The sequence below is a fragment of the Vreelandella titanicae BH1 genome (assembly GCF_000336575.1).
Taxonomy (GTDB): Bacteria; Pseudomonadota; Gammaproteobacteria; order Pseudomonadales; family Halomonadaceae; genus Vreelandella; species Vreelandella titanicae.
The window spans coordinates 526368-547997 of record NZ_AOPO01000002.1 but is presented as its reverse complement, the minus strand read 5'-3'; the positions used below and the strand labels follow the sequence as shown (position 1 = coordinate 547997).

Annotated in this window: 21 protein-coding genes and 4 tRNA genes; 11 read left to right on the top strand and 14 right to left on the bottom strand. The window is 54.2% G+C overall.

Annotated elements, in window-relative coordinates; all coding sequences use genetic code 11:
• Positions 1-22: 22 nt before the first annotated feature.
• From HALTITAN_RS07110 to HALTITAN_RS07100, 3 genes are all read right to left on the bottom strand, one after another.
• Positions 23-1612: a peptide chain release factor 3 gene (locus tag HALTITAN_RS07110; RefSeq protein ID WP_009286679.1), complete on the bottom strand. Its 1590-nt coding sequence runs from the start codon at positions 1610-1612 to the stop codon at positions 23-25.
• 238 nt (positions 1613-1850) lie between these two features.
• Positions 1851-2060 (bottom strand): putative motility protein, encoded by a 210-nt coding sequence (locus HALTITAN_RS07105; RefSeq protein WP_022523503.1) that lies wholly within the window; start codon positions 2058-2060, stop codon positions 1851-1853.
• Positions 2061-2200: 140 nt separating this feature from the next.
• Complete coding sequence (locus HALTITAN_RS07100; RefSeq protein ID WP_009286678.1) at positions 2201-3442, bottom strand: NAD(P)/FAD-dependent oxidoreductase; 1242 nt, start codon at positions 3440-3442, stop codon at positions 2201-2203.
• 313 nt (positions 3443-3755) lie between these two features.
• On the opposite strand from HALTITAN_RS07100, the gene amt reads away from it, so the two are divergent.
• Positions 3756-7136, top strand: a complete 3381-nt coding sequence (gene amt, locus HALTITAN_RS07095) for an ammonium transporter (RefSeq protein ID WP_039858474.1) — start codon at positions 3756-3758, stop codon at positions 7134-7136.
• 123 nt (positions 7137-7259) lie between these two features.
• On the opposite strand, the gene HALTITAN_RS07090 is transcribed toward amt, so the two are convergent.
• The 5 genes from HALTITAN_RS07090 to HALTITAN_RS25530 all read right to left on the bottom strand — a co-directional run bounded on the left by HALTITAN_RS07090 (position 7260) and on the right by HALTITAN_RS25530 (position 7960).
• Positions 7260-7334: transfer RNA gene (locus HALTITAN_RS07090), tRNA-His, on the bottom strand.
• Positions 7335-7368: 34 nt separating this feature from the next.
• Positions 7369-7443, bottom strand: a tRNA-His gene (locus HALTITAN_RS07085).
• A gap of 76 nt (positions 7444-7519) precedes the next feature.
• Positions 7520-7596: transfer RNA gene (locus HALTITAN_RS07080), tRNA-Arg, on the bottom strand.
• A 92-nt stretch (positions 7597-7688) separates the two neighbouring features.
• A tRNA-Pro gene (locus tag HALTITAN_RS07075) sits at positions 7689-7765 on the bottom strand.
• A gap of 36 nt (positions 7766-7801) precedes the next feature.
• Positions 7802-7960, bottom strand: coding sequence for a hypothetical protein (locus HALTITAN_RS25530; protein ID WP_161575203.1), 159 nt, complete (start codon positions 7958-7960; stop codon positions 7802-7804).
• Between the two features lie 14 nt (positions 7961-7974).
• Between HALTITAN_RS25530 and folD the strand changes: the two genes are divergently transcribed.
• Positions 7975-8847: a bifunctional methylenetetrahydrofolate dehydrogenase/methenyltetrahydrofolate cyclohydrolase FolD gene (gene folD / locus HALTITAN_RS07070; protein ID WP_009286677.1), complete on the top strand. Its 873-nt coding sequence runs from the start codon at positions 7975-7977 to the stop codon at positions 8845-8847.
• A 38-nt stretch (positions 8848-8885) separates the two neighbouring features.
• Positions 8886-9593: a 5'-methylthioadenosine/S-adenosylhomocysteine nucleosidase gene (gene mtnN, locus HALTITAN_RS07065; RefSeq protein WP_009286676.1), complete on the top strand. Its 708-nt coding sequence runs from the start codon at positions 8886-8888 to the stop codon at positions 9591-9593.
• Positions 9594-9662: 69 nt separating this feature from the next.
• Here mtnN and pyrC read toward each other — a convergent pair whose 3' ends face one another.
• Positions 9663-10700, bottom strand: coding sequence for a dihydroorotase (pyrC, locus tag HALTITAN_RS07060; protein ID WP_027959405.1), 1038 nt, complete (start codon positions 10698-10700; stop codon positions 9663-9665).
• Positions 10701-10924: 224 nt separating this feature from the next.
• Here pyrC and HALTITAN_RS07055 point away from each other — a divergent pair, with 224 nt between their 5' ends.
• The 3 genes from HALTITAN_RS07055 to HALTITAN_RS07045 are packed head-to-tail and all read left to right on the top strand — an operon-like array spanning position 10925 to position 13203.
• Positions 10925-11341: a hypothetical protein gene (locus tag HALTITAN_RS07055; protein ID WP_022523508.1), complete on the top strand. Its 417-nt coding sequence runs from the start codon at positions 10925-10927 to the stop codon at positions 11339-11341.
• 7 nt (positions 11342-11348) lie between these two features.
• Positions 11349-12620 carry an ATP-binding protein gene (locus tag HALTITAN_RS07050; protein ID WP_027959404.1) on the top strand — a complete coding sequence of 424 codons (1272 nt, stop codon included), beginning with the start codon at positions 11349-11351 and terminating at the stop codon, positions 12618-12620.
• A 43-nt stretch (positions 12621-12663) separates the two neighbouring features.
• Entirely contained in the window at positions 12664-13203 is a 540-nt protein-coding gene (locus tag HALTITAN_RS07045) for a response regulator transcription factor (protein ID WP_009286672.1), read from the top strand.
• A gap of 61 nt (positions 13204-13264) precedes the next feature.
• On the opposite strand, the gene HALTITAN_RS07040 is transcribed toward HALTITAN_RS07045, so the two are convergent.
• Both HALTITAN_RS07040 and hybE read right to left on the bottom strand, forming a co-directional pair.
• Positions 13265-14038 carry a 3-hydroxybutyrate dehydrogenase gene (locus tag HALTITAN_RS07040; RefSeq protein ID WP_009286671.1) on the bottom strand — a complete coding sequence of 258 codons (774 nt, stop codon included), beginning with the start codon at positions 14036-14038 and terminating at the stop codon, positions 13265-13267.
• 73 nt (positions 14039-14111) lie between these two features.
• Positions 14112-14537 (bottom strand): [NiFe]-hydrogenase assembly chaperone HybE, encoded by a 426-nt coding sequence (gene hybE, locus HALTITAN_RS07035; protein WP_009286670.1) that lies wholly within the window; start codon positions 14535-14537, stop codon positions 14112-14114.
• A gap of 183 nt (positions 14538-14720) precedes the next feature.
• Here hybE and HALTITAN_RS07030 point away from each other — a divergent pair, with 183 nt between their 5' ends.
• A complete protein-coding gene (locus tag HALTITAN_RS07030) occupies positions 14721-14984 on the top strand; it encodes a GrxA family glutaredoxin (RefSeq protein WP_022523512.1) in 264 nt (87 codons plus the stop codon).
• Between the two features lie 104 nt (positions 14985-15088).
• Positions 15089-15856: a VOC family protein gene (locus HALTITAN_RS07025; RefSeq protein ID WP_027959401.1), complete on the top strand. Its 768-nt coding sequence runs from the start codon at positions 15089-15091 to the stop codon at positions 15854-15856.
• Positions 15857-15949: 93 nt separating this feature from the next.
• Here the strand turns inward: HALTITAN_RS07025 and HALTITAN_RS07020 are convergent, their stop codons facing one another.
• Together HALTITAN_RS07020 and HALTITAN_RS07015 are read right to left on the bottom strand one after the other, a co-directional pair.
• The gene (locus tag HALTITAN_RS07020; protein ID WP_009286667.1) at positions 15950-16615 is read right to left on the bottom strand and encodes a CoA transferase subunit B; all 666 of its coding nucleotides are present in this window, start codon (positions 16613-16615) and stop codon (positions 15950-15952) included.
• 63 nt (positions 16616-16678) lie between these two features.
• Positions 16679-17377, bottom strand: a complete 699-nt coding sequence (locus HALTITAN_RS07015; RefSeq protein ID WP_009286666.1) for a CoA transferase subunit A — start codon at positions 17375-17377, stop codon at positions 16679-16681.
• A gap of 164 nt (positions 17378-17541) precedes the next feature.
• Here HALTITAN_RS07015 and HALTITAN_RS07010 point away from each other — a divergent pair, with 164 nt between their 5' ends.
• The 3 genes from HALTITAN_RS07010 (at position 17542) to HALTITAN_RS07000 (ending at position 20340) form a co-directional block, all read left to right on the top strand.
• Positions 17542-18438 (top strand): LysR family transcriptional regulator, encoded by an 897-nt coding sequence (locus HALTITAN_RS07010; RefSeq protein WP_027959400.1) that lies wholly within the window; start codon positions 17542-17544, stop codon positions 18436-18438.
• Positions 18439-18544: 106 nt separating this feature from the next.
• On the top strand, positions 18545-19426 hold the full coding sequence (locus HALTITAN_RS07005) for a 1-acylglycerol-3-phosphate O-acyltransferase, YihG family (protein ID WP_039858468.1): 882 nt from the start codon (positions 18545-18547) through the stop codon (positions 19424-19426).
• A 116-nt stretch (positions 19427-19542) separates the two neighbouring features.
• On the top strand, positions 19543-20340 hold the full coding sequence (locus HALTITAN_RS07000; protein ID WP_039858467.1) for a LysM peptidoglycan-binding domain-containing protein: 798 nt from the start codon (positions 19543-19545) through the stop codon (positions 20338-20340).
• 92 nt (positions 20341-20432) lie between these two features.
• Here HALTITAN_RS07000 and gcvT read toward each other — a convergent pair whose 3' ends face one another.
• Complete coding sequence (gene gcvT, locus HALTITAN_RS06995; RefSeq protein WP_039858465.1) at positions 20433-21545, bottom strand: glycine cleavage system aminomethyltransferase GcvT; 1113 nt, start codon at positions 21543-21545, stop codon at positions 20433-20435.
• Positions 21546-21630: the final 85 nt, after the last annotated feature.

Here is a 21630-nt window from a genome sequence, read left to right as displayed (position 1 = left end):
GGGAACGCCTGACATATAGGGATTAGTGCTCGCGGGTAGGCTGGAAGCGAATATCCGGCCAACGCTCCTGAGTCATCTGCAGGTTCACCCGGGTAGGCGCAATGTAGGTGAGATAACCACCGCCATCGATCGCCAGGTTGGCGCTGGCCTTGCGCTTGAACTCTTCCAGCTTTTTGGCATCTTCACAGTAGACCCAGCGAGCTGTCTGGACATTGACACCTTCATAGAGGCAGTCGACCTTGTACTCCTCCTTGAGACGGTGGGCGACCACATCGAACTGCAGGGTACCTACGGCGCCGAGAATCAGATCGTTGTTGTCCATCGGCATAAAGACCTGGGTAGCCCCCTCTTCGGAAAGCTGCTGCAAGCCTTTTTGTAGCGCCTTCATCTTAAGTGGATCTTTAAGCCGTACGCGCTTAAATAGCTCGGGGGCAAAGTGGGGTATGCCGGTAAAGCGCATATCTTCGCCCACGGTAAAGGTATCGCCGATCTGAATCGTGCCGTGATTATGCAGGCCAATAATATCGCCGGGCCAAGCCTCTTCTACCTGGGAGCGGTCGGAGGCCATAAAGGTCAAGGCGTCGGCAATTTTAACGTCCTTGCCGATACGCACATGGCGCATCTTCATGTTCTTTTCGTACTTACCCGAGCAGACGCGCAAAAAAGCGATGCGGTCGCGGTGATTGGGATCCATATTGGCCTGGATTTTAAACACGAAGCCGGTGAAACGCTCATCATCAGATGTAACTACCCGAGTATCGGTTTCGTGGGCCTTGGGCGGCGGTGCGTACTCGACAAAGCCATCCATCATCTCGCGCACCCCAAAGTTACCCATGGCGGTACCGAAATAGACCGGCGAAAGCTCACCCCGGCGATAAGCCTCCAGATCAAATTCATGGGAGGCGCCACGCACAAGTTCTACTTCCATACGCAGCTCTTCGGCCTGATCTTCCCCAAGCACAGCATCCACTTCGGGATTATCCAAACCCTCAATGCGCTTATCCTCGGGAATGCGGCTACCCTGCCCCTGGGTATACAGATGAATCACGTCGTTATAGAGGTGGTAAACACCTTTGAAGTGGCGACCCATACCGATCGGCCAGGTCATCGGCGCACATTGAATGTTTAAGACGGTCTCGACTTCATCCATCACCTCAATGGGGTCGCGGATATCGCGATCCATTTTGTTGATAAAGGTGAGAATCGGCGTGGTGCGCAGACGACACACTTCCATCAATTTAATGGTGCGATCCTCAACACCTTTGGCGCCGTCGATCACCATCAAGGCAGAATCAACCGCCGTGAGCGTACGGTAGGTATCTTCAGAGAAGTCTTCGTGACCCGGTGTATCCAGCAGATTGACGATGCGGCCGCCGTAGGGGAACTGCATCACCGAGGTCGTTACCGAGATCCCCCGCTCCTGCTCCATCTTCATCCAGTCTGACGTTGCATGGCGATCGTTACGCTTGCTCTTCACCGAGCCGGCTAACTGGATGGCATTCCCAAATAGCAGCATTTTTTCGGTAATGGTGGTTTTACCGGCGTCGGGGTGCGAAATAATAGCGAATGTCCTGCGAAGCTCGGCTTCACGGGCTAATTGAGTCTCTTTCATTGTGCCTCTTCAAATATAGGGTCTCATTCGCAGCACTCACTCAGCAGCTTTCGCTAACTGGCCACCGCGCGTTGAGCCATGTCCATTGCGACAATTGTAACGCTTGGAGGCGGCTGTTGTCGCGGGTGGCGTCAAATGTGACGCTCTTGAAAAAGGCCAAAAAAAACGCTGAACAAGTCAGCGTTTTAATCTTACAAAGTGGCACAAGGCCGATGTTAACCACCACCAAAGCCGGGGGCTAGGCGAAGGTATTTACCTGCGTACCTAGGGTGCCCTCTTTAGCTAGATCTGGCTGCGCGCCAGTATCGGCAGAGGCCATTATTTCAGTTACTTGATCAGCTTGCGTATCCAAAGCTTCTTTGAAAACCTGCATTTGAGCCTGTTCGGCGGTTTGCGCCTGATTCATATACAGCGATGCACTGACTGAACTGCTGATGCCTACATCCATATATCCACCTCATGGTGTGCAAATGTACTTATAAACTAGCAAAGCATTAGATCACGCGCAAAGATACCGTCTCTATTACTAGTGCTAGCGTCTATTACTATCGGCCTAACTCGCCTGATCATTAATAAATAAAGCGCTAGTTAGAACCTATCAGCACGAAATGGTGCCATATCGATGGCCGTGGGCTGCCCCTCCATCATATCCGCCATTAGATGACCGGTGGCGGGCCCCAGAGTGAACCCCTGATGGCCATGGCCAAAGGCAAGCCACAACCCTGGATGCCTTGGCGCAGGCCCAATCACTGGCTTCATATCGGGCAAACAGGGGCGCGCGCCTTTCCAAGGGGCGTCATCGCGTCGCTCGCCCAAGGGGAACACGCTGCGTGCCACTTTCTCGGCGGCGCCCAGTTGATTGACATCAGCAGGCGCATCCAAGCGATCCAGCTCAGCGCCGGTAGTCAAGCGAACCCCTGCGTTCATCGGCGCCAGCAGGTAGCCCACCTCGGCATCCATAACCCAGAAATTTAGCTTGGCTGGCGCTTGAGGCGCGTAGTGCATGTGGTAGCCACGTTTTACAAAGGTAGGAAAGTGGTAGCCCAATTCTTTTAGCCAGCTTCCCGCCCAGGGCCCTAGCGCCACGACGACGTCATCTACTTCTAACGCTTCAGCAGCGGTATTGACCTGCCAGCGATCACCCATTTGCTGAACCGACTTGATATCCGACTGCAAAATACGCCCGCCATCATTACTAAACGCTTGGGCGTAAGCCGCGACCAACCCACCTGGATCAGCAACCGTCCAGGGATCAAGCCAGTGAATTGCGCCGATAATGGTGTCACTCAAAGAGGGCTCTTTCTGCGCAAGAGCCGCCTTATCCAGTTGCTCAAACTGCACGCCATAAAGGCGCCGTGCTTCTTCGGCCTCGGTTATCCGCGCAGCAAGTTTTTCAGGCGTGCGATATAGCTCAAGCCATCCCTGCCTGCGCACCAAGTGCTCAGCGCCTGCGGCTTCAATCATCGGGCCGTGGGTTTTTAGCGAAAGCTGAATCAGTGAGGCGTATTCCGGCACGATTTTCTGGTAAGTCTTCGGCGCTGAGTTCATCCAGTAGCGCAATAGCGGGGAGGCGGCGTTGACCATACCCGCGGGGCGGTAACGAATATCTACCCGACGGTTAGGTAAAACGCTGAGGAGCGTTTTAACGTCGCGGGGAAAAGGGTAAGGCCTTACCGCTTCCCGCTGAATGATACCCGCATTGCCAAACGAGGTTTCGCGGCCAGGCTGAAGGCGATCTACCAGGGTCACCTCATGCCCACGCTGGCGCAGATGCCAGGCAATGCTGACACCGACCATGCCTGCTCCCAAAACTACCGTTTGACGCGCCATTTTGATGCACTCCCTTTTCAGCGTTTATGAACCACAATTGAAGACCTATAACTAATTGAAAAATATCACCAATCAATGCGCATTAACACAGTAGAAAACGCTATTTTATTTCTAAAAATCAGTAATTAATGCTGTCATAAGCGTTAAAAAGGATGACTTCACTATTAGCGGCATAACAATTGCTTAGTTTCTATTAGGAAACCTGAATGGCAGTCGGTTAGCACCGGTGCAACGGTTCCCCCTCCTTCCGCTTAAAACAAACAAAGCACCAAAAAGAAGCGCACTTGCACCAAAAGATACTAAGGAAAACACCATGCCTGCCACGCTAAATTTGGACAGCTCGTTGCTCGATATGCTCTGGGTGCTCTGGGCCGCTGCTCTGGTATTTGTGATGCAAGCTGGCTTTCTCTGCCTGGAAGCGGGCACTACGCGCACCAAGAATGCTATCAACGTCGCTATGAAAAACGTAGCGGACTTTGCCATTGCCGTCAGTATTTTTTGGTTAGTCGGTTTTGGTCTCATGTTTGGCGACTCTCACCACGGCTTAATCGGCACAACGCTGTTTGGTTGGCAATTAGAAGCCTCCAGCCACTGGGTGATTACCGTTTTTATTTTCCAAGCAATGTTCTGCGCCACCGCCGCTACCATTGTGTCGGGCGCAGTGGCAGAACGTATGCCCTTTTTAGCCTCTACCTGGACGGCCCTCTGGATAGCCTTGGTTATCTATCCGGTTTTTGGTCATTGGGCATGGGGCGGGCTTTTGGATGGCGCGGAAGGCTGGTTAGGGGCGCTAGGGTTTGTCGACTTTGCGGGCTCCACGGTCGTACATAGCGTAGGCGGTTGGGTCGCCCTGGCAGCGGTACTGTGTATTGGGCCACGCAGCGGACGCTTCAGCCACGGTAAACCACCTACTGCCTTCCCTTCAGGCAACTTACCCCTCGCCATGTTAGGCGCACTGTTTATGATCTTAGGCTGGTTTGGCTTTAACGGCGGTAGCACCCTGGCCGTTACCGAGCAAATACCCAGCATAATAGCCAATACTGTTTTGGGCGCCGTCGGCGGCATCCTTTCGGGCATGCTGATGGGGCTACGCACTCGGCGCTACGCCGACGTTATGTATGCGATTAATGGCGCCATTGCGGGCTTGGTCGCCGTCACCGCCAGCGCTCATGTGATCTCCTTATCGGCGGCATTTGGGCTGGGTGCAGTTAGTGGCGTACTGATGGTACTGACCAGCGAATGGCTGATAAGCAAACATATTGATGATGCAGTCAGCGCCATACCCTCGCACCTCGTCGCGGGCGTATGGGGTACGCTAGCACTGCCCTGGGTCGCTGACTTAACACTGATGGATAGTGGCTTGTCGCGATCCGCTCAGTTTGGCGTTCAGTTGATCGGTGTTGTGGTGTGCGGCGTTTGGAGCTTTGGCAGCGCCTGGCTACTGTTCCGCATTACCCGGCGCTTCCTGCCCATACGCGTCTCACCTGAAGCAGAAAAGATGGGCCTCAATCTCGCCGAGCATGGCGCCAAAAATGAGTTGAACCAACTGCTTGAGCATATGCGCCAGCATGAACAGCAGGGTGATATGCGCCAGCGAATTGACGCCGACCCGTTTACCGAAGTGGGCGAAATAGCGGCGAGCTATAATCGCGTAACCGCTGCCCTTGAAAGCGCCGTTGGACATACCCGCGTGATGCTTCGCAATCTCCGCGATGGCGTGATTACCTGGCAGGCAGACGGCACCCTGACCAGCCTTAACCCTGGAGCGGAGCAACTCTTCGAGGTCGACGCCAAACAGATTATTGGCCAACCTGTCTCGCAGCTATTGCCAACCCGCTCCCTCAGCCCCGGAGCACGCCATGAAATTAAACGCCGCTGCGCAGATATGCAGGTGCGCCACCTGGAAATACAAGTCAGCGAAGGAGCCAGCGGTTCCGCGTCAGAGCGCTCAGGGATGGTGCGCGATATTACCGAGCGCAAACAGCTGCAGGAGCAGTTAAACCGCGAACGCGACCTTGCCCGTACTACCCTGGCATCGATCGGTGATGGCGTTATTACCTGCGACGCTAGTGGCAACGTAACGTTTATCAATGCGGAAGCTAAGCGCTTGACCGGATGGACACTCGAAGAGGCCATGGATAAACCCATTTACGTGGTGTATCAACTACTCGATGAAGCCAGTGGCCAACCGCTAAACAACCCGGCCCGGCAAGTGCTCACTCAACTAACTCCGGTGCACTCCACCGAGCACTGCCTACTGGTCAGTCGTGATCACTCGCATACCCCCATCCAACACAGCGCTTCACCAATACGTTCGCGCAGCGGCATTACCTTAGGTGCAGTGGTCGTTTTTCAGGATGTTAGCCTCACTCGCCAGTTGACCGAACAGCTGAGCTATCAGGTCAGCCATGACAACCTGACCGACCTGCTCAACCGCCGCGCCTTCGAATCAGCACTGACTGCGCTACTTAATCGCGACGATGGCCACCATGTGCTGTGTTACCTGGATCTCGATCAGTTCAAAATCGTCAATGACACCTGCGGCCATCTCGCTGGAGATGAGCTGCTGCGCCAATTGGCGTTAAAATTTAAAGACCATGTGCGCAGCAGCGATATCGCCGCCCGCCTGGGTGGCGATGAATTCGCTTTGTTGCTACCCGATTGCGGTATAGAGCGAGCATTGACGATTGCGGAAGCGTTACGCTGCGATATTGAGCAGTATCGTTTTTCTTGGCAGGGCCATACCTTTGGTATCGGCGTAAGCATTGGTTTGGTTGAACTCAACGCCGCTCAGCCCATGCAGTTGAGCCAGGCTCTCCACGCCTCTGACGCTGCGTGCTACGCCGCGAAAGAGGCAGGCCGCAATCGCATCCACTGCTATCAGCCTGACGATCATGCATTACTGGAGAAACACGGCGAACTGCAGTGGGTACAACGCTTGCAAAATGGCTTGGATAACGACACCTTCCGTCTTTTCGCCCAACCCATTGCAGCCATTTGCGCCACTGGCCCTGGCTACCGGGAAATTCTGCTGCGACTTGAAGAGCATGGAGAGATCATCGCGCCAGGTAGCTTTCTACCCGCTGCCGAGCGTTATCACTTTATGGAGCGCATTGACCGCTGGGTGATTCGTAACACCCTAGCCTGGCTAGGGGATCAAAACCGCCATGCGACGCTGCCACCTCACAGCTTATGGGGGATCAATCTTTCAGGTGCGTCGCTTTCCGATGCGGATTTTTGTCACGACCTTATTACTCAGGTCGCCATGGCAGGCCTGCCCCACGGCACGCTCTGCTTTGAAATTACCGAAAGCACCGCCATTGCCCAACTCTCAAGCGTGAGTGAAATAATTGTCACCCTTAAAGAGTACGGCTGTCGCTTTGCACTGGATGACTTTGGTACCGGCCTCTCCTCTTTTAGTTATTTGAAGCAGTTGCCCGTCGATTATTTGAAAATTGACGGTAATTTTATCCGCAATGTGCATCAGGATCCGATTGATCGCGCTATGGTTGAGGCGATTCATGCCGTCGGCAAGGCGTTAGGAATTGAAACCATTGCTGAATTTGTGGAAACCCAGGCAACGCTGGATATTTTGCACCACATGGGAATCAACTACGCGCAGGGGTATTTGCTGGGCAGGCCTGAGCCGCTCACCCATATGGCGGGTAACCGCATTAAGGTGATGCCGCGCTAGCTACAATAAAGGGGGAGTCTAAAAGCCAGAAACACAAAAACCCCAGTTAAGGGCATACTCTCTAAAAGAAGGGGTAAACTAAAAGGAAATTAAAAATAGCAGAAGCGATATATGCTGGGGTAATGGGGTGGATGATGGGACTTGAACCCACGACCACCGGAGTCACAATCCGGGGCTCTACCACTGAGCTACACCCACCACAACCTAAAACTGGAAACGCAAATATTGTCACTGGGGTGGATGATGGGATTTGAACCCACGACCACCGGAGTCACAATCCGGGGCTCTACCCCTGAGCTACACCCACCAAAGACAATCTTACGTAGAACAAATAGCATGCGCTTGAAGATATGATTCTGACAGGTTGTTACCACTGAATTAGGTGGCACGCCCAGCAGGAATCGAACCCGCAACCTACGGCTTAGAAGGCCGTTGCTCTATCCGGTTGAGCTATGGGCGCACATATAGTATTCATATAATACGAATACCGATGAGCACTAGACCACAACTGCAGCTTGGAAAAGCAAACTACTACCTTTCATGCTAAGTGATTGGTCGGGATGGAGGGATTCGAACCCCCGACATCCTGCTCCCAAAGCAGGCGCGCTACCAGACTGCGCTACATCCCGATTTTTATCACCTTAGACGCTACCGTGCTGCCCGTCTCAAGCGAGGCATATATTACTATTTTTAATTTTAAAGTCAACCATTAAAGTGATTGTTCGTGAAGGCGCTTTGCCTGGATGCTCCAGCGTGCGAAAATTACCGCCTTTAAAGCGCTGTGGCTTGAGCGCTTTAAAGCCTAGGCTATTTTTAACATTCACAGGGACTCCATTACATGACCGCCCAACTAATCGATGGCAAAGCCATCGCTGCTACTGTCCGCCAACAGGTTGCCGAAAAGATCGCTGCACGCCGTCAAACCGGCGGACGGGCACCGGGACTAGCCGTGGTTGTGGTCGGGGACGATCCCGCCTCTCATGTGTATGTCAGCAATAAGCACCGCGCCTGCGAACAAGCTGGCATTCTCTCCTTTCAGCATGCCCTACCCGCTACAACCTCACAGCATGAACTGGAAGCCCTGGTTGATCAGCTCAACAGCGACCCGACCGTTGATGGCATCTTGGTTCAACTGCCACTGCCCAAGCATCTCGATGCCGAGCCCATTTTAGAGCGTATTCTGCCTGGCAAAGACGTCGATGGGTTTCACCCCTACAACATTGGCCGCTTAGCGCAGCGTATGCCCGCCCTACGCCCCTGCACGCCGAAAGGAATCATGACCCTACTGGCACAGAGCGATATTGCGCTACGCGGCTTAGATGCCACCGTTGTGGGCGCCTCTAACATTGTAGGCCGCCCTATGGCGCTGGAGCTGATGCTGGCAGGCTGTACCACCACCGTATGTCACCGTTTTACCCGCAACCTTGAAGATCACGTAAGCCGCGCCGACATCCTGGTCGTGGCCGTCGGCAAGCCGGGTATCGTGAAAGGCGAATGGATTAAGCCGGGCGCTATCGTGATCGACGTAGGCATCAATCGTCAGGAGGATGGCACGTTAAAAGGCGATCTTGATTTTGCCACCGCCGCCGAACGCGCCAGCTTTATCACCCCCGTACCTGGCGGCGTGGGGCCGATGACCGTAGCTACTCTGCTGGAAAATACCCTTGAAGCCGCCGAGAAGCACGATTTAGCTCCCCTAGAGCACGCCTGAGTTAAACAACACCACTTTTAATGTAGGAGCATGGCGCAGTGAAGCGTATTGGTATTATTGGCGCAATGGCGCAGGAAGTGAGCACCTTGGTGAGTCAGTTGGACAATCCCCAACGCTACGAGCACGCGGGTTTTGTCTTCCATACCGGCACGCGTTACGGCCTTGAGGTCATTGTGCTGCAGTCAGGGATTGGTAAGGTCAATGCCGCAGTAGGCACGGCTATTTTATTAGAGCGCCATCAGCCCGATGCCATTATCAATACCGGTTCCGCCGGTGGCTTTGCCGCCGATTTAGCCATTGGCGATGTAATCATTTCAGACGAAGTACGCCATCACGACGTCGACGCCGTGGTATTTGGCTACGAGATAGGCCAAGTGCCAGGGATGCCCGCCGCCTACTTGGCCGACAAATCGCTGCGAGAGGTGGCGCGTAATGCCATCGCCTCGTTAGGTGAAGTCCAGGTACGCGAAGGCTTGATCGCCACCGGTGACGCCTTTATGGCTGACCCTGCAAGGGTAGACGCTACCCGTGCCCAGTTCCCTAGCATGCTTGCGGTAGAGATGGAGGGCGCAGCCATTGCTCAAACGTGCCACCTCTACCAGTGCCCCTTCGTGGTGATCCGCGCGCTCTCTGACATTCCTGGCAGTGGCGACAACCACCTCTCCTTCGATGAATTTCTGGAAGTGGCCGCCGACCACTCATCGCGCATGGTTGACCAAATGCTTAAGCAACTTGGCAACGTCTAACAGGGCTTACTAAGCGCTTGGAGCCGTCGACCGTTAAAGCGTCGACGGTTCTTGTTAAGACCTGGCTTGTTAAGACCTAACCGCCCAGTTAAGCGTCTCCCCCGCCAGCAATGGAATAATGTTCTCTCCCTGAGCGTAAGGATAACTCTCCGGCAGTGTCCAACCCCGTCGCTCTAGCGTAATGGTGTCTGCGTTAGCCGATAACCCATAAAAACGCGGCCCATTCAGGCTGGCGAAGGCTTCCAACTTATCCAGGGCACCCATTTCATCGAAGGCGGTGGCGTAAAGCTCAATGGCCGCGGGGGCAGTATAGGCACCGGCACAGCCGCAGCTTGACTCTTTAGCCCCCTGGGAGTGGGGCGCGCTATCGGTGCCCAAAAAGAACTTATGGCTACCGCTGGTGGCTGCTTTAAGCAGCGCCTGGCGATGCTGCTCACGCTTTAGAATGGGCAGGCAGTAGTAGTGAGGACGAATCCCACCCACCAGCATCTTATTGCGGTTAAACAGCAGGTGATGCGCAGTAATGGTGGCGGCCACATTATCCGGTGCCTGGGCAACAAACTCTGCGGCTTGCTGGGTGGTGATATGCTCACACACTACTCTCAGCGCCGGATGGCGTTCCAGCAGCGGTTTTAGCACTGTTTCAATAAACACCGCTTCGCGATCAAAAATATCGATCTCAGCATGGGTGACTTCACCGTGCACCAAAAGTGGCATGCCAACCTTAGCCATCATTTCGATAGTGGCGTCACAGTGGGCCAAATCGGTCACCCCTGAATCGGAGTTAGTCGTGGCACCCGCCGGGTAAAGCTTCACCGCTTTGACAATGCCACTTTGTGCCGCGCGCTCGATCTCTTCCGGTGGAGTTGTATCGGTGAGATAGAGCACCATTAAGGGCTCGAAGGTACTGCCCGCTGGCAAGGCAGCAAGAATACGCTGACGATACTCAAGCGCCTGAGCCGTAGTGGTAACCGGCGGGGTGAGATTGGGCATAATGATCGCCCGCCCCATCTGCGCTGCGGTATGGCCTACCACCGCGTTGAGCGCCTCATCGTCGCGCAAGTGAAGGTGCCAGTCATCGGGGCGGGTCAGTGTTACAGTGTCCACGGCATGTCCTGTAGTGGTGTTAAGTCGGGTAAAATACGCCATGTACAGTATACGCAATTGCGCGATGGGATAAATCCGCTCCTCAAGTGCCCACACCCCAGCCCAAGTATCGTATTATGGCGGCGCTGTTTTAGAGACACAGCTCTTTCAAGATCCAGATCTAACGGTTAGTTTTTGCAGTCGTTTATAAAAGTTAGTTTTTGACGCTAAGGATTCGGTTGTTTATGCAGAACGTGCGCCGCTATGCGGATATTATTGCCAGCCTGGAAGGATTGATGTGGCTAAGCCTCGCTTGGTCGATTTCGCTCTCCGTTCATATCGGCAGCACAGAACCCACTCTTGCTAGCTTATTGGTGATTGGTGCTCTAGTGGTTTTCTGCTGGGCTCATCGGCCACTGCGTTACCTGTTGCGCCGCTACCATATTCGCAAGCGACGCACCGATATGTGGATCCATACCCTGGCTCTGCCGTTGCTGCTGGCGATGTTCCTCCACATCATGCTTGAAGCGTTATTGGGTAGCGCCTGGTTGCCGCCTAAAATGCTGCTGTTCAATATATTGGCGTCGGCTGGCTGGACAACCTACGTGATGACCCTGTTGATTAAATCTGTCATTCATGGCTTTAAAGCCAAAACCAAGTAAGCCCATCATGCCGACTGCCCTACCCCTCCCGCTTTCTACACCCAACCGTAACTTGGTGCGACTGACTATTGTGCGCGGCATCACCTGGACGGGTTTTTTACTGGCGATTGTGGTGGGCGTTGAACTGCTCGCCTTCGATTTACCGGTGACCGCCGTGGTGAGCGTGGTCATTTCAATGGGCGTACTCAATATTGCCACTTGGTGGCGCCTGGGCCGTCCCCGCGCGGTGACGCACCTTGAGTATTTGCTGCATTTACTTGCCGATATCACCGGCTTAACACTACTGTTCTATTTCTCGGGCGGTTCCACCAACCCTTTTATTACCTACTACCTGGTGCCGGTTACCATCGCCGCCGCCACCCTGCCCTGGCGCCATGCCTGGATCATCGCCGCATGCTCCATGGCGGGCTATACCTTTTTAATGTTCTCCTACCACCCCATCCCGCAACTGGGCCATATCAACAGTGATAGCCCCTTGAGCCTGCATATACTAGGCATGTGGCTTAACTTTGGCCTCTCTGCGGGGCTGGTAACCTTTTTTATCTACAAAATGGCTCACGCGCTGCGTAGCCGTGATCAGGCGCTCTCCCGCACTCGGGAAGCGGCCCTGCGCAATGAGCAGGTGTTGGCGGTCGCAACCCAGGCCGCGGGCACTGCCCACGAACTGGGCACACCACTCTCTACCATGGCAGTCCTCCTCAAAGAGATGCAGGCCGATGCCCCCGCCGATTCGACGCTTGATCAGGACATTAACTTATTGCGCCAGCAGGTCGACGTATGCAAATCACGTCTACAAAATTTGGTCTCCAACGCTGACCGGCGGCGTATGGCAGAACCCGAAGTGCTCGATGCAGAAGTGTGGTTAGCGGGGGTTGTTCAGCGCTGGTTGGTGCTCCGTCCTGATGTGAGCCATCAGTTCGATGTGGCAGAGAAACGCGGAAGACCTTGGCTGGCCGTCGATGCCACGCTCGACCAAGCATTGACCAATTTGCTCAATAACGCCGCTGACGCCAATCCTGAGCACATTGCCATACGCTTAGACTGGCAGAGTGAGAGCGTGGTGATCGATATTCGTGACCATGGCCCAGGTGTCGCCATGTCGATCGCCGACCAGTTGGGTGAGACGTTTATTTCGACTAAAAGCAAAGGCATGGGCATCGGCTTGTTTTTAACCCATGCCACCATCAATCGCTTTGGTGGTGGTGTAAGCCTGTATAATCACCCGGAAGGGGGTACGCTAACGGAAGTCACGCTGCCCCGCTGCGCAGCGCCAACTTAATCGCGCCCGCCCCAAGCACCGCCAGTTATGGATTGAGGACAACATGCAAACGCGAGAGCAACGCCTGCTAATCATAGATGACGATGAAATGTTTTGTCATGTGCTGAACCGTGCCCTTACGCGCCGCGGTTACGACGTTATAGTTGCCCACGATGCCGAGCAGGCCCTGACCATGGCCGCGCAGCATTCACCCACCATGGCGACCCTTGATTTAAAACTGGAAAACAGCTCAGGTTTAAAACTGCTTCCGGAGCTGCTTGCCACCGTGCCCCAGTGTCGCATTGTGGTGCTGACCGGCTACTCCAGCATTGCCACCGCAGTGGAGGCGATTAAGCTCGGCGCGGTTAACTACCTGTGTAAGCCGGTGGATGCCGACGATGTATTAACCGCATTCGAGCGCCAAAGCGGTGACCCGGATATTGAGCTTGCAGACAATCCGCCATCGATTAACCGCATCACCTGGGAGCATATTCAGAAAGTGCTGCAGGAGCACGACGGCAATATATCCGCCACCGCACGAGCGCTGGGCATGCACCGCCGCACCCTGCAGCGCAAACTACAAAAACGCCCCGTACGTCGTTAAAGCCTGCAACAAAGCACCCCGCCAACCACATCAAGGTCACTGGCGGGGCCAAACTGATTAATTAATGCGCCGTCCAGCCTAAATCGATATTAAAGCTTGAGCCAGTCACAGCACCGGCTGCGTCGGATGCCAGATAAGCGACTAATTGCGCCACCTCTTCAGGTTCGATCAAGCGCTTGATGGCCGCCTGTTTGAGCATGACTTTCTCGATGACCTCCTGCTCATCCATACCGTGCAATTTAGCCTGGTCGGCGATTTGGTTGTCCACTAACGGGGTTTTCACATAGGCAGGACATACCGCATTCGCGGTGATGCCTTGTTCACCGCCCTCTAGCGCCGCCGTTTTGGTCAAACCAATCATGCCGTGTTTGGCACTGATGTACGCCGCCTTCCCTGGTGAAGCCACCTGAGCGTGTATCGAGGCCACGTTAACGATGCGTCCCCAACCCTTTTCACGCATACGCGGCCAAGCCGCCTGTGTTAGTAAGAAAGGCGCCGTTAGCATCAAGTCCATAATCTGACGCCACTTTTCCTCGGGGAAGGTCTCAATCGGGGCAACGTGCTGAATCCCAGCGTTATTGACCAATATATCAACACCGCCAAAGCGCTTGACCGCATCCGCCACCGCCGCACGGCAGGCGTCGGGATCGGTTAGATCCGCCTCAAAGAACGCCGCGCCGGATTTTTCAGCGACCGCCTTACCCGCCGGATTAAAATCGACGGCAAGCACTTGATGACCTAATTCGCAAAAGTGCTTAACCACAGCGGCACCGATCCCGCTGCTAGTACCGGTTACCAGCGCAACTCGCGGTGTTGTAACGGCTTGGGAAGTCATGGGTAATTTCCTTTTTCACTGCGTGGATGGAAGATACTGTTTGTAGAAATCCTGACAGTATAGCTGGCTGCACTTAGGCGTTGAGCTCTTCATCGGGTTGCATTAAACGCGTCATCATTTGCTGCGCCAGCCTCGCGGCCTCCTGCATGCTCTCCAGCTCGCTTAAATCTCGCAAAATGGCGCGCTTATAGAGTCCGTAGCCGCCTGGCAAGCGCTCAAAAGATAGTGGGTATGTGCCTGAAGGCAGAGAAAGCGTAAGCGTATCCGCCAGAGTCTCGGTCAGCAGGGAGTGGTCAGGCACTGCAACCAGCCACAGCTCGCAGGGCGTAATCAACGCCCCCACCATGTGCTTAGCGCCATGATGCTGGAAGCATAGCGCATCAACCCCTAAACGCGGGTTCCAGTCACTTTTTCGTTTAATGGATGGCAAGTGCCTATCTCGGTACGCTTTCGACAGATCAGTAAGAAAGGTGTATTCGTCAGCGGTGAGCGTTTGCATAGGCTTGTTGGTTTTCCCAGGTGATAACGGACATTAATGGTTCGTGTAGCGAGCTACTATTGGCGAAACGAGCTCTGCTCAGCCACAATGGGCGCGAATTTATCGCTTAGCCAAACGGCTATTTACCCTTCAGTTACTGTCTACCTGATAACTTACTCAGTTTATCGTAAAGGAGCACCACCTATGTTCGTGGTTATTTTTGGTCGGATGTCATGTCCTTTCTGCGTACGCGCAAAACAGCTGGCCGAGCATTTGGAAAAAGTCGGAAAAATTGAAGGCTATCGCTATGTGGATATGCCCTCTGAAGGCGTCACTAAAGAAGATATCGCCAAAACAGCGGGTAAACCCATTCACACTGTCCCGCAGGTATTTGTCGATCAAACCCATGTAGGCGGCTTTACTGAATTTGATCAGTTTGTCCGCGATCAACAGCTACTTGCCGTTTAACCGCTCGTTAATAGCCGTTGAACCCTTGCTTACCCCGCTTGCCTATACTGAGCAGTTATTTAATGGCTCACGCTAGGTGTGCCACTTTAGGCAAGGAGTTCACCATGCAGCGTCAGGAGTTCGTTCAGCAGCTGTGGCTTGACTATGTACATACCCATCCCGACATCGGCGCCCTTAGACTTTGGCCACTATCAACGGCGGCTGAATATTTAACGCTGGTAACGCTCAATTACGGGCCCTTTGCCGCTGCCGCGCTTACCGGCAATTTAGCTCATATGGGCTATCGCGTCATGGGCCATTACGCCATGGCCGATAAAGGCCTATTAGTGCAACTACTCGCGCCAAGCGACGGCAGTAGTTGGCTGGTGCTGGCAGAACTGCAAATAGGCACATTGTCCAAGGCGCCCCGGGAAGCCATTGAAGGGCTGGTGCAACAATCTCACCCTCAGGATTGCAAGGGGCATAATTTGCTCTGCCGCGGTCGCCCCTGGCCGATGCCTAGCTGGGCGCTTTATCAACAGCTACAGCAAGCTCACCCCTTGGCTGCCTGGATAGCGGTGATGGGCCCTCGATTGCATCACGCTGGCTTTGATTGTGGGCAGTTGGGGGAGCCCTTGAAAACGCTGGATCAACGCCTAAGTGAAGTGGGCATGCCAAGCCTTGAGGGCCAGCAAAACGGTGTTTTCACGGTATCATCACTGCTTGATCACCGCTTCTACCCCACCACACCACAGAAAACAGTCTTCGCCAATGGCGATGAACATCGCCTCTGCCTAGGCGGCTTGGCGTTAGCCCAAAAGCACGTTGAAGATAATCACGAACGTATTGCCGATTTACTGCTACCCCACCATACGCGCTGTGAAATGGCCTGAGACGCTAGCAGTAATGGCGCTAGCGTCTCACTGTGCAGTTTATTTAACCCTCTAACCTTCGGCTGTTTATCATTCGGGCTAATGGGAGCGTACTTACTCGGCATCAAACGTCATTTCGGGAACATGGTCAGGTACAATCAGCTTGCCCGCCGTCTTCTCGACGATTTCCTCAACGCTTACGCCCGGAGCGCGCTCCTTGAGAATAAAGGCACCGTCTTTGATTTCAAGATAAGCTAAATCTGTCAACACGCGGTTAATGCAGCCTGCGCCGGTCAGCGGCAGTTCGCATTTTTCCAATAGCTTGGATTCGCCGTGCTTAGAGGCATGGGTCATAGTGCAAATGATATTGTCGGCACCGGCAACGAGATCCATGGCACCGCCCATGCCTTTGATCAACTTCCCTGGAATCATCCAGGACGCGATATTGCCCTGCTGATCCACCTCGAAAGCCCCCAGCACGGTGAGATCCACGTGGCCACCACGAATCATCGCAAATGATTCTGCGGAAGAAAAAATCGCTGCGCCTGGGCGAGCCGTCACCGTCTCTTTACCCGCATTAATCATATCTGGATCAAGTTCGTCTTCGCTGGGGTAGCGGCCCATCCCCAGCAGACCGTTCTCGGATTGCAGCATGACATCGATGCCATCCGGAATATAGTTGGCAACCAGGGTGGGAATACCAATGCCCAGGTTGACGTAAAAACCATCTTGAAGTTCGCGGGCGACACGCTGAGCCATCTGTTCTCGTGTTAAAGCCATGGTGACTTCCTCTTGTTGAATCGTTAAATGAGAAGCAAGTGTTGCGTTTGAAGGCGCGGCGTATTAACTGCGCACCGTGCGTTTCTCTATCCGCTTTTCAAACGTGCCTTGAATAATCCGATCCACATAAATTCCTGGGGTATGGATCTGGCTAGGCTCAAGCTCACCCGGTTCAACGATCTCTTCAACTTCCACCACGGTAATTTTCCCCGCCGTGGCGGCCATGGGGTTAAAATTCTGCGCCGTATGGCGATACATTACATTGCCATAGCGATCCGCCTTCCAGCCTTTCACTATGGCAAAATCACCTACAATGGCTTCTTCTAAAATACAGTGTCGGCCATTAAACTCGCGAACCTCTTTCCCCTCACCAATCGGCGTGCCGTAACCGGTAGCGGTGTAAAAGGCGGGAATACCAGCGCCGCCTGCGCGCATTTTTTCCGCCAATGTGCCTTGAGGCGTTAACACCACTTCAATCTCATCGTTGAGCATTTGCTTCTCAAACAGGGCATTCTCACCTACGTAAGAGGCCAGAATCTTACTGATTTGGCGGTCTTCAAGCAGTATTCCCAAGCCAAAACCATCGACACCGCAATTATTGGATACCACGGTAAGGTCAGTGACGCCACGTCGCTTGATCTCGGCAATCAGGTTTTCGGGAATACCGCAGAGCCCGAAGCCACCGGCGATGACGGTCATACCGCTTTCGATGCCTTCCATAGCCTCTTCGTAGGAAGCTACACGCTTATCGAATCCTGCCATTGTTGTGCCTCACATTGTTGTTGATGATCAGTATTATCGTAGATGAGTGCTGTCAAAAATTCGCGAACTGAAGCTTACGATAGTGCCAGTGTTGTGCGAGATGATATATTTGTTAAGTTTGTTTTTCTTATCAATTTATTTTTTAAACTTATAAAAGGTACTTTATGACCGTCAAACAGCTGCGCGCCTTTCTGGCGGTCGCCCAAACCCTCAGCTTTACTCAAGCCTGCGAGCGCCTGCATTTATCCCAACCAGCGCTAAGCCTGGCGATTAAAGGCCTGGAAGAGTCCCTGGGTGGCAAACTGCTGATTCGTAGCACCCGCAGCGTCAGATTAACCCCAGAAGGCGAGTCGCTACTACCGCTAGCCAAACATCTGCTGGCCCAGTGGGACAATACCGAGGAGCGTTTGCGCCAGCGCTTCACCCTCCAGCTGGGGCGCCTTAGCGTGGCGGCGATGCCCGCCTTTGCCGGTAACTTACTCCCTGCGGCGCTGGTTAAATTTCGCCAACAGTACCCCAAAATCAACATAACCGTGCACGATGTCATCAACGAGGAGGTTACCGCCATGGTGCGCTCCCGACAGGTAGAGATGGGGATCGCTTTTTCTCCGGAGGGTACCGGCAGCCTGCTCTTTACGCCGCTGTTTGAAGACCATTTTGTGGCGGTCGTGCCGACTGGCTCTCCGTTAACCCAGAGCACCCAGCTCGCCTGGTCGACGCTGCTAAGCCACGATTTCATTACTCTTCAGCGCCCCTCCATGGTACGTCGTTTATTGGAACAGGAGCTGAGCAAACAGGATATGGAGCTCACTGTGGCCTTTGAAAGCCACCAGCTCTCCACCGTGGGGCGGATGGTTGCCGACGGCCTGGGCGTCAGCGCTGTGCCTTCCATGTGCATTCGTCAAATGCATGAACTGGGCGCTCGCTGCATACCGCTGACAGCGCCCGCTATCTCCTGCCGGGTCGGCATTTTGACTCACCAAGAGCTCTCCGTAGCCGCCCATGCACTGCGCACCGTTCTCTTGAACACCGTCCAAGCCCCTTCACTGCCGCTCGTCTAAAACATCATCAAGCTAATGAATTGCTGTAGGTTTCTGCTGGGCAGCGTGGCTAGGATCATTTAGCATTCAGTATTACGTTATTGGTCTGACGGTAAGGAAACGTGGTATGCCTATTTTAAAGGGGCTGATTAGCGCTCTGCTGCTAACGCTCAACACGCTGTTCTGGGGCGTACCTCTCATTCTGCTGACGCTACTTAAAGTCATTGCCCCAGGGCAGCGGCTTAAACAGTTAGTGTTGCAGGGGCTGAATGGCGTTGCGCTTAACTGGATAGGCGTTAATCTTTGGTGGATGCGGCACTGGCTCAAACCCGTGCTACACGCCAGCGTACCTGATAATTTGAGTCCACAGCAGTGGTGGTTGGTGATATCCAACCACCGCAGTTGGACGGATATCTTTATGCTGTTGATGGCGTTGCATCGGCGTATCCCCATGCCACGTTTTTTCTTAAAACGTCAATTGATCTGGATCCCCATCGTAGGGTTGGCTTTTTGGGCGCTAGAATTTCCTTTTATGCGCCGCTTTAGCCGCGAACAAGTCGCTAAAAATCCTAAGCTGGCCACCATTGATCGAGCAGCTACCGAACGGATGTGCCAGCAGGCAAGGCTCTCGCCCATTGCGATTTTTAATTTTGTCGAGGGCACCCGCTTTTCGGTTGCCAAACGCGATGCCCAGCAGAGCCCCTACCGCCACTTATTACGCCCTAAAGCGGGCGGCATTGCCCAAGTACTTAGTCTGCTAGGCAACCAATTGGATGGTATCCTGGATGTGACGATCAGCTACGCTAACCCCTCGCCGACGTTTTGGGGCTTTTTATGCGGCAGGGAAGCGCCCATAACATTACAGGCACGGCAACTCAGCCTTCCTGAGTGGATGTACGCATCAGAAAACCACGAAGAAAAGCAGCATAAGGAACGCTTCCACACATGGATCAATGCACTCTGGTTGGAAAAAGATGGCATGCTGGACAGCCGAACCGATCACGCCTAGCCGGCTGGCTCACTGTTTGGCTGTTAGCGGGACTACTGACCGGCTGTTCCAGCGCTCCTCCATCGTCATCCCAGCGAGCAGCCGCTCCTAGCGCCAGCCAGATCAGTGGCAACTGGGTGCAAGTACAGCGTGGCGACACGCTGGGTAAGCTGGCGGCCCGGGCTAACGTGCCACTGGAACGCTTGGAGCGCTTTAACCCAGGTGCCGATACGCGGCGCCTGGAAATTGGGCAACGTCTATTAATTCCTACCCAGCAGGAGCGGGCACCTTCAGGTGGCCCCTACCGCTATCAAATCCGTCCTGGTGATACGTTCTCGAGCATCGCCCGACATTTTGGCACTACCAGTGGCCGCATTCAGAGTGCCAACCCTAGTGCCTCTCCCACTAATTTGAGAATTGGCCAAATAGTCAGCCTCCCCCTTAGCAGTTCAGCGGCGCGAAGTTCATCTAGAAGCTCAGCAAACAGTAGCAGCTCTTCAAGCGCTAACAAGCCTGCCGCTGCACCTACCAGCAGCGCTCCCAGTCAGGCGCTACCCTCATCAGCCAGGCGCTGGCCCTGGCCGCTGGAGGATTATCGAGTGGTTCGCCGCTTCGGGCCAGACAGCCGAGGCACCCTGCAGCCCATGCTGCTGGCTACTCAAGCTGGCGCTCAGGCTAAAGCCGTCGCCCCTGGCGAAGTACGCTTTGCCGACGGTATGCGTCAGTTGGGTGAAGTGGTGATTGTGCACCATGCCAATAACCTCCAAACCGTATACGCCCTTTGCGAGCGCATTTTGGTCGAGGTAGGCAAACAGGTTAGCGCGGGAGACCCACTTTGTGAGGTAGGTCAAAGCAGTGCCACCCAACGCTATGATCTACTCTTTGATCTGCGCCAAGGCGGCAAACCCATCGATCCCAAGCAGGTTCTGCGCTAAAACACTCGCTTGAAACCATCCCTCGTAATACTGTCCTTTATAAAGCAACGGCCCCTAGCTTAAGCAGGGGCCGCGGGTAGATGGACACGCTTCTAGCCGCGATAGTAGCCCGGCTTTACAAACGGCGTGGGAGTTACCACCATAGGTAACTGTTTACCGCGTACCACCGCGAGTACAGTGCTTTGCGGTGCTTCCTGCTCGCGAGTGACATAACCCATCGCCACAGGCTTACCGACGCTGGGACCAAAGCTGCCGGAGGTAACGATTCCAATCTCATTGCCTGCCTCATCCACAAGCGGCGCACCCTCACGCACCGGCGCGCGACCTTCAGCTAACAGCCCAACACGCTTGCGGGTGTGATCTTTGGCATCGACCTGATGAAGAATCACATCGGCGCCTGGAAAACCTCCCGGCCGATCACCGCCACGACGACGGGGCTTGCCAATCGCCCAAATTAGACCTGCTTCTATCGGGGTGGTTTGCTCATCCATATCGTGGCCATACAGGCATAAACCCGCTTCCAAACGCAGCGAGTCCCGCGCTCCCAGGCCAATCGCTTCGACTTCAGGCTCAGCTAGCAGTTGCTCAGCGAAGGCTTCGCAAGCATCGGCGGCGACGGAAATTTCAAAACCATCTTCACCGGTATAGCCGCTGCGGCTCACCCAAACCTCCTGCCCAGCAATGGTGAAGCGGCCATGCTGCATAAACACAAGCTCACAGGCTTCAGGGCAAAGCCGCTGCATGACATCCCGCGCCTGAGGCCCTTGGAGCGCCAGTAAGCCACGATCCAAAGGTTCAATTGTATGGGTTGACGCCAAATTGAGGCGCAGGTGAGTCAAGTCCTGATCTTTACAGGCGGCATTCACTACCAGATAGAAGTGATCACCCGCATTGACCACCATCAGGTCGTCAATAATGCCGCCTTCTGTGTTGGTGAACAGCCCGTAACGTTGGGCACCTTTCTCAAGGCTCATCAAATCGGCAGGAATCAAGGTTTCCAGGGCTTCGGCCACGCCGTCACCGGAAACGCTGATTTGCCCCATATGGGAGACATCGAACAGCCCGCACTTTTGACGGGTGTGTTCATGTTCTTTTTTGACCCCCAGCGGATACTGCACCGGCATATCGTAGCCAGCAAAAGGTACCATCTTGGCGCCTAGCTTGAGGTGCAGCGCATGCAGTGGCGTTTGCTTTAATTCAGACATAGGGGCTTTCCTCACTTAAAAGTGTTCGCTCAAAAAAGAGAACGGGAAGCCACTGATTAAGTGCCTTCCCGACTCTCCTGTTATT

What these genes read in the sequence shown, in the direction of transcription:
- HALTITAN_RS07050 (WP_027959404.1), top strand. Translation starts at nt 11,349, where the DNA reads ATGCCGACTGCCCTACCCCTCCCGCTTTCTACACCCAACCGTAACTTG.
- HALTITAN_RS07105 (WP_022523503.1), bottom strand. Translation starts at nt 2,060, where the DNA reads ATGGATGTAGGCATCAGCAGTTCAGTCAGTGCATCGCTGTATATGAAT.
- HALTITAN_RS07005 (WP_039858468.1), top strand. Translation starts at nt 18,545, where the DNA reads ATGCCTATTTTAAAGGGGCTGATTAGCGCTCTGCTGCTAACGCTCAAC.
- HALTITAN_RS07010 (WP_027959400.1), top strand. Translation starts at nt 17,542, where the DNA reads ATGACCGTCAAACAGCTGCGCGCCTTTCTGGCGGTCGCCCAAACCCTC.
- HALTITAN_RS07025 (WP_027959401.1), top strand. Translation starts at nt 15,089, where the DNA reads ATGCAGCGTCAGGAGTTCGTTCAGCAGCTGTGGCTTGACTATGTACAT.
- amt (WP_039858474.1), top strand. Translation starts at nt 3,756, where the DNA reads ATGCCTGCCACGCTAAATTTGGACAGCTCGTTGCTCGATATGCTCTGG.
- HALTITAN_RS07055 (WP_022523508.1), top strand. Translation starts at nt 10,925, where the DNA reads ATGCAGAACGTGCGCCGCTATGCGGATATTATTGCCAGCCTGGAAGGA.
- HALTITAN_RS07100 (WP_009286678.1), bottom strand. Translation starts at nt 3,442, where the DNA reads ATGGCGCGTCAAACGGTAGTTTTGGGAGCAGGCATGGTCGGTGTCAGC.
- folD (WP_009286677.1), top strand. Translation starts at nt 7,975, where the DNA reads ATGACCGCCCAACTAATCGATGGCAAAGCCATCGCTGCTACTGTCCGC.
- HALTITAN_RS07040 (WP_009286671.1), bottom strand. Translation starts at nt 14,038, where the DNA reads ATGACTTCCCAAGCCGTTACAACACCGCGAGTTGCGCTGGTAACCGGT.
- gcvT (WP_039858465.1), bottom strand. Translation starts at nt 21,545, where the DNA reads ATGTCTGAATTAAAGCAAACGCCACTGCATGCGCTGCACCTCAAGCTA.
- HALTITAN_RS07015 (WP_009286666.1), bottom strand. Translation starts at nt 17,377, where the DNA reads ATGGCAGGATTCGATAAGCGTGTAGCTTCCTACGAAGAGGCTATGGAA.
- HALTITAN_RS07020 (WP_009286667.1), bottom strand. Translation starts at nt 16,615, where the DNA reads ATGGCTTTAACACGAGAACAGATGGCTCAGCGTGTCGCCCGCGAACTT.
- HALTITAN_RS07030 (WP_022523512.1), top strand. Translation starts at nt 14,721, where the DNA reads ATGTTCGTGGTTATTTTTGGTCGGATGTCATGTCCTTTCTGCGTACGC.
- HALTITAN_RS07110 (WP_009286679.1), bottom strand. Translation starts at nt 1,612, where the DNA reads ATGAAAGAGACTCAATTAGCCCGTGAAGCCGAGCTTCGCAGGACATTC.
- HALTITAN_RS07045 (WP_009286672.1), top strand. Translation starts at nt 12,664, where the DNA reads ATGCAAACGCGAGAGCAACGCCTGCTAATCATAGATGACGATGAAATG.
- hybE (WP_009286670.1), bottom strand. Translation starts at nt 14,537, where the DNA reads ATGCAAACGCTCACCGCTGACGAATACACCTTTCTTACTGATCTGTCG.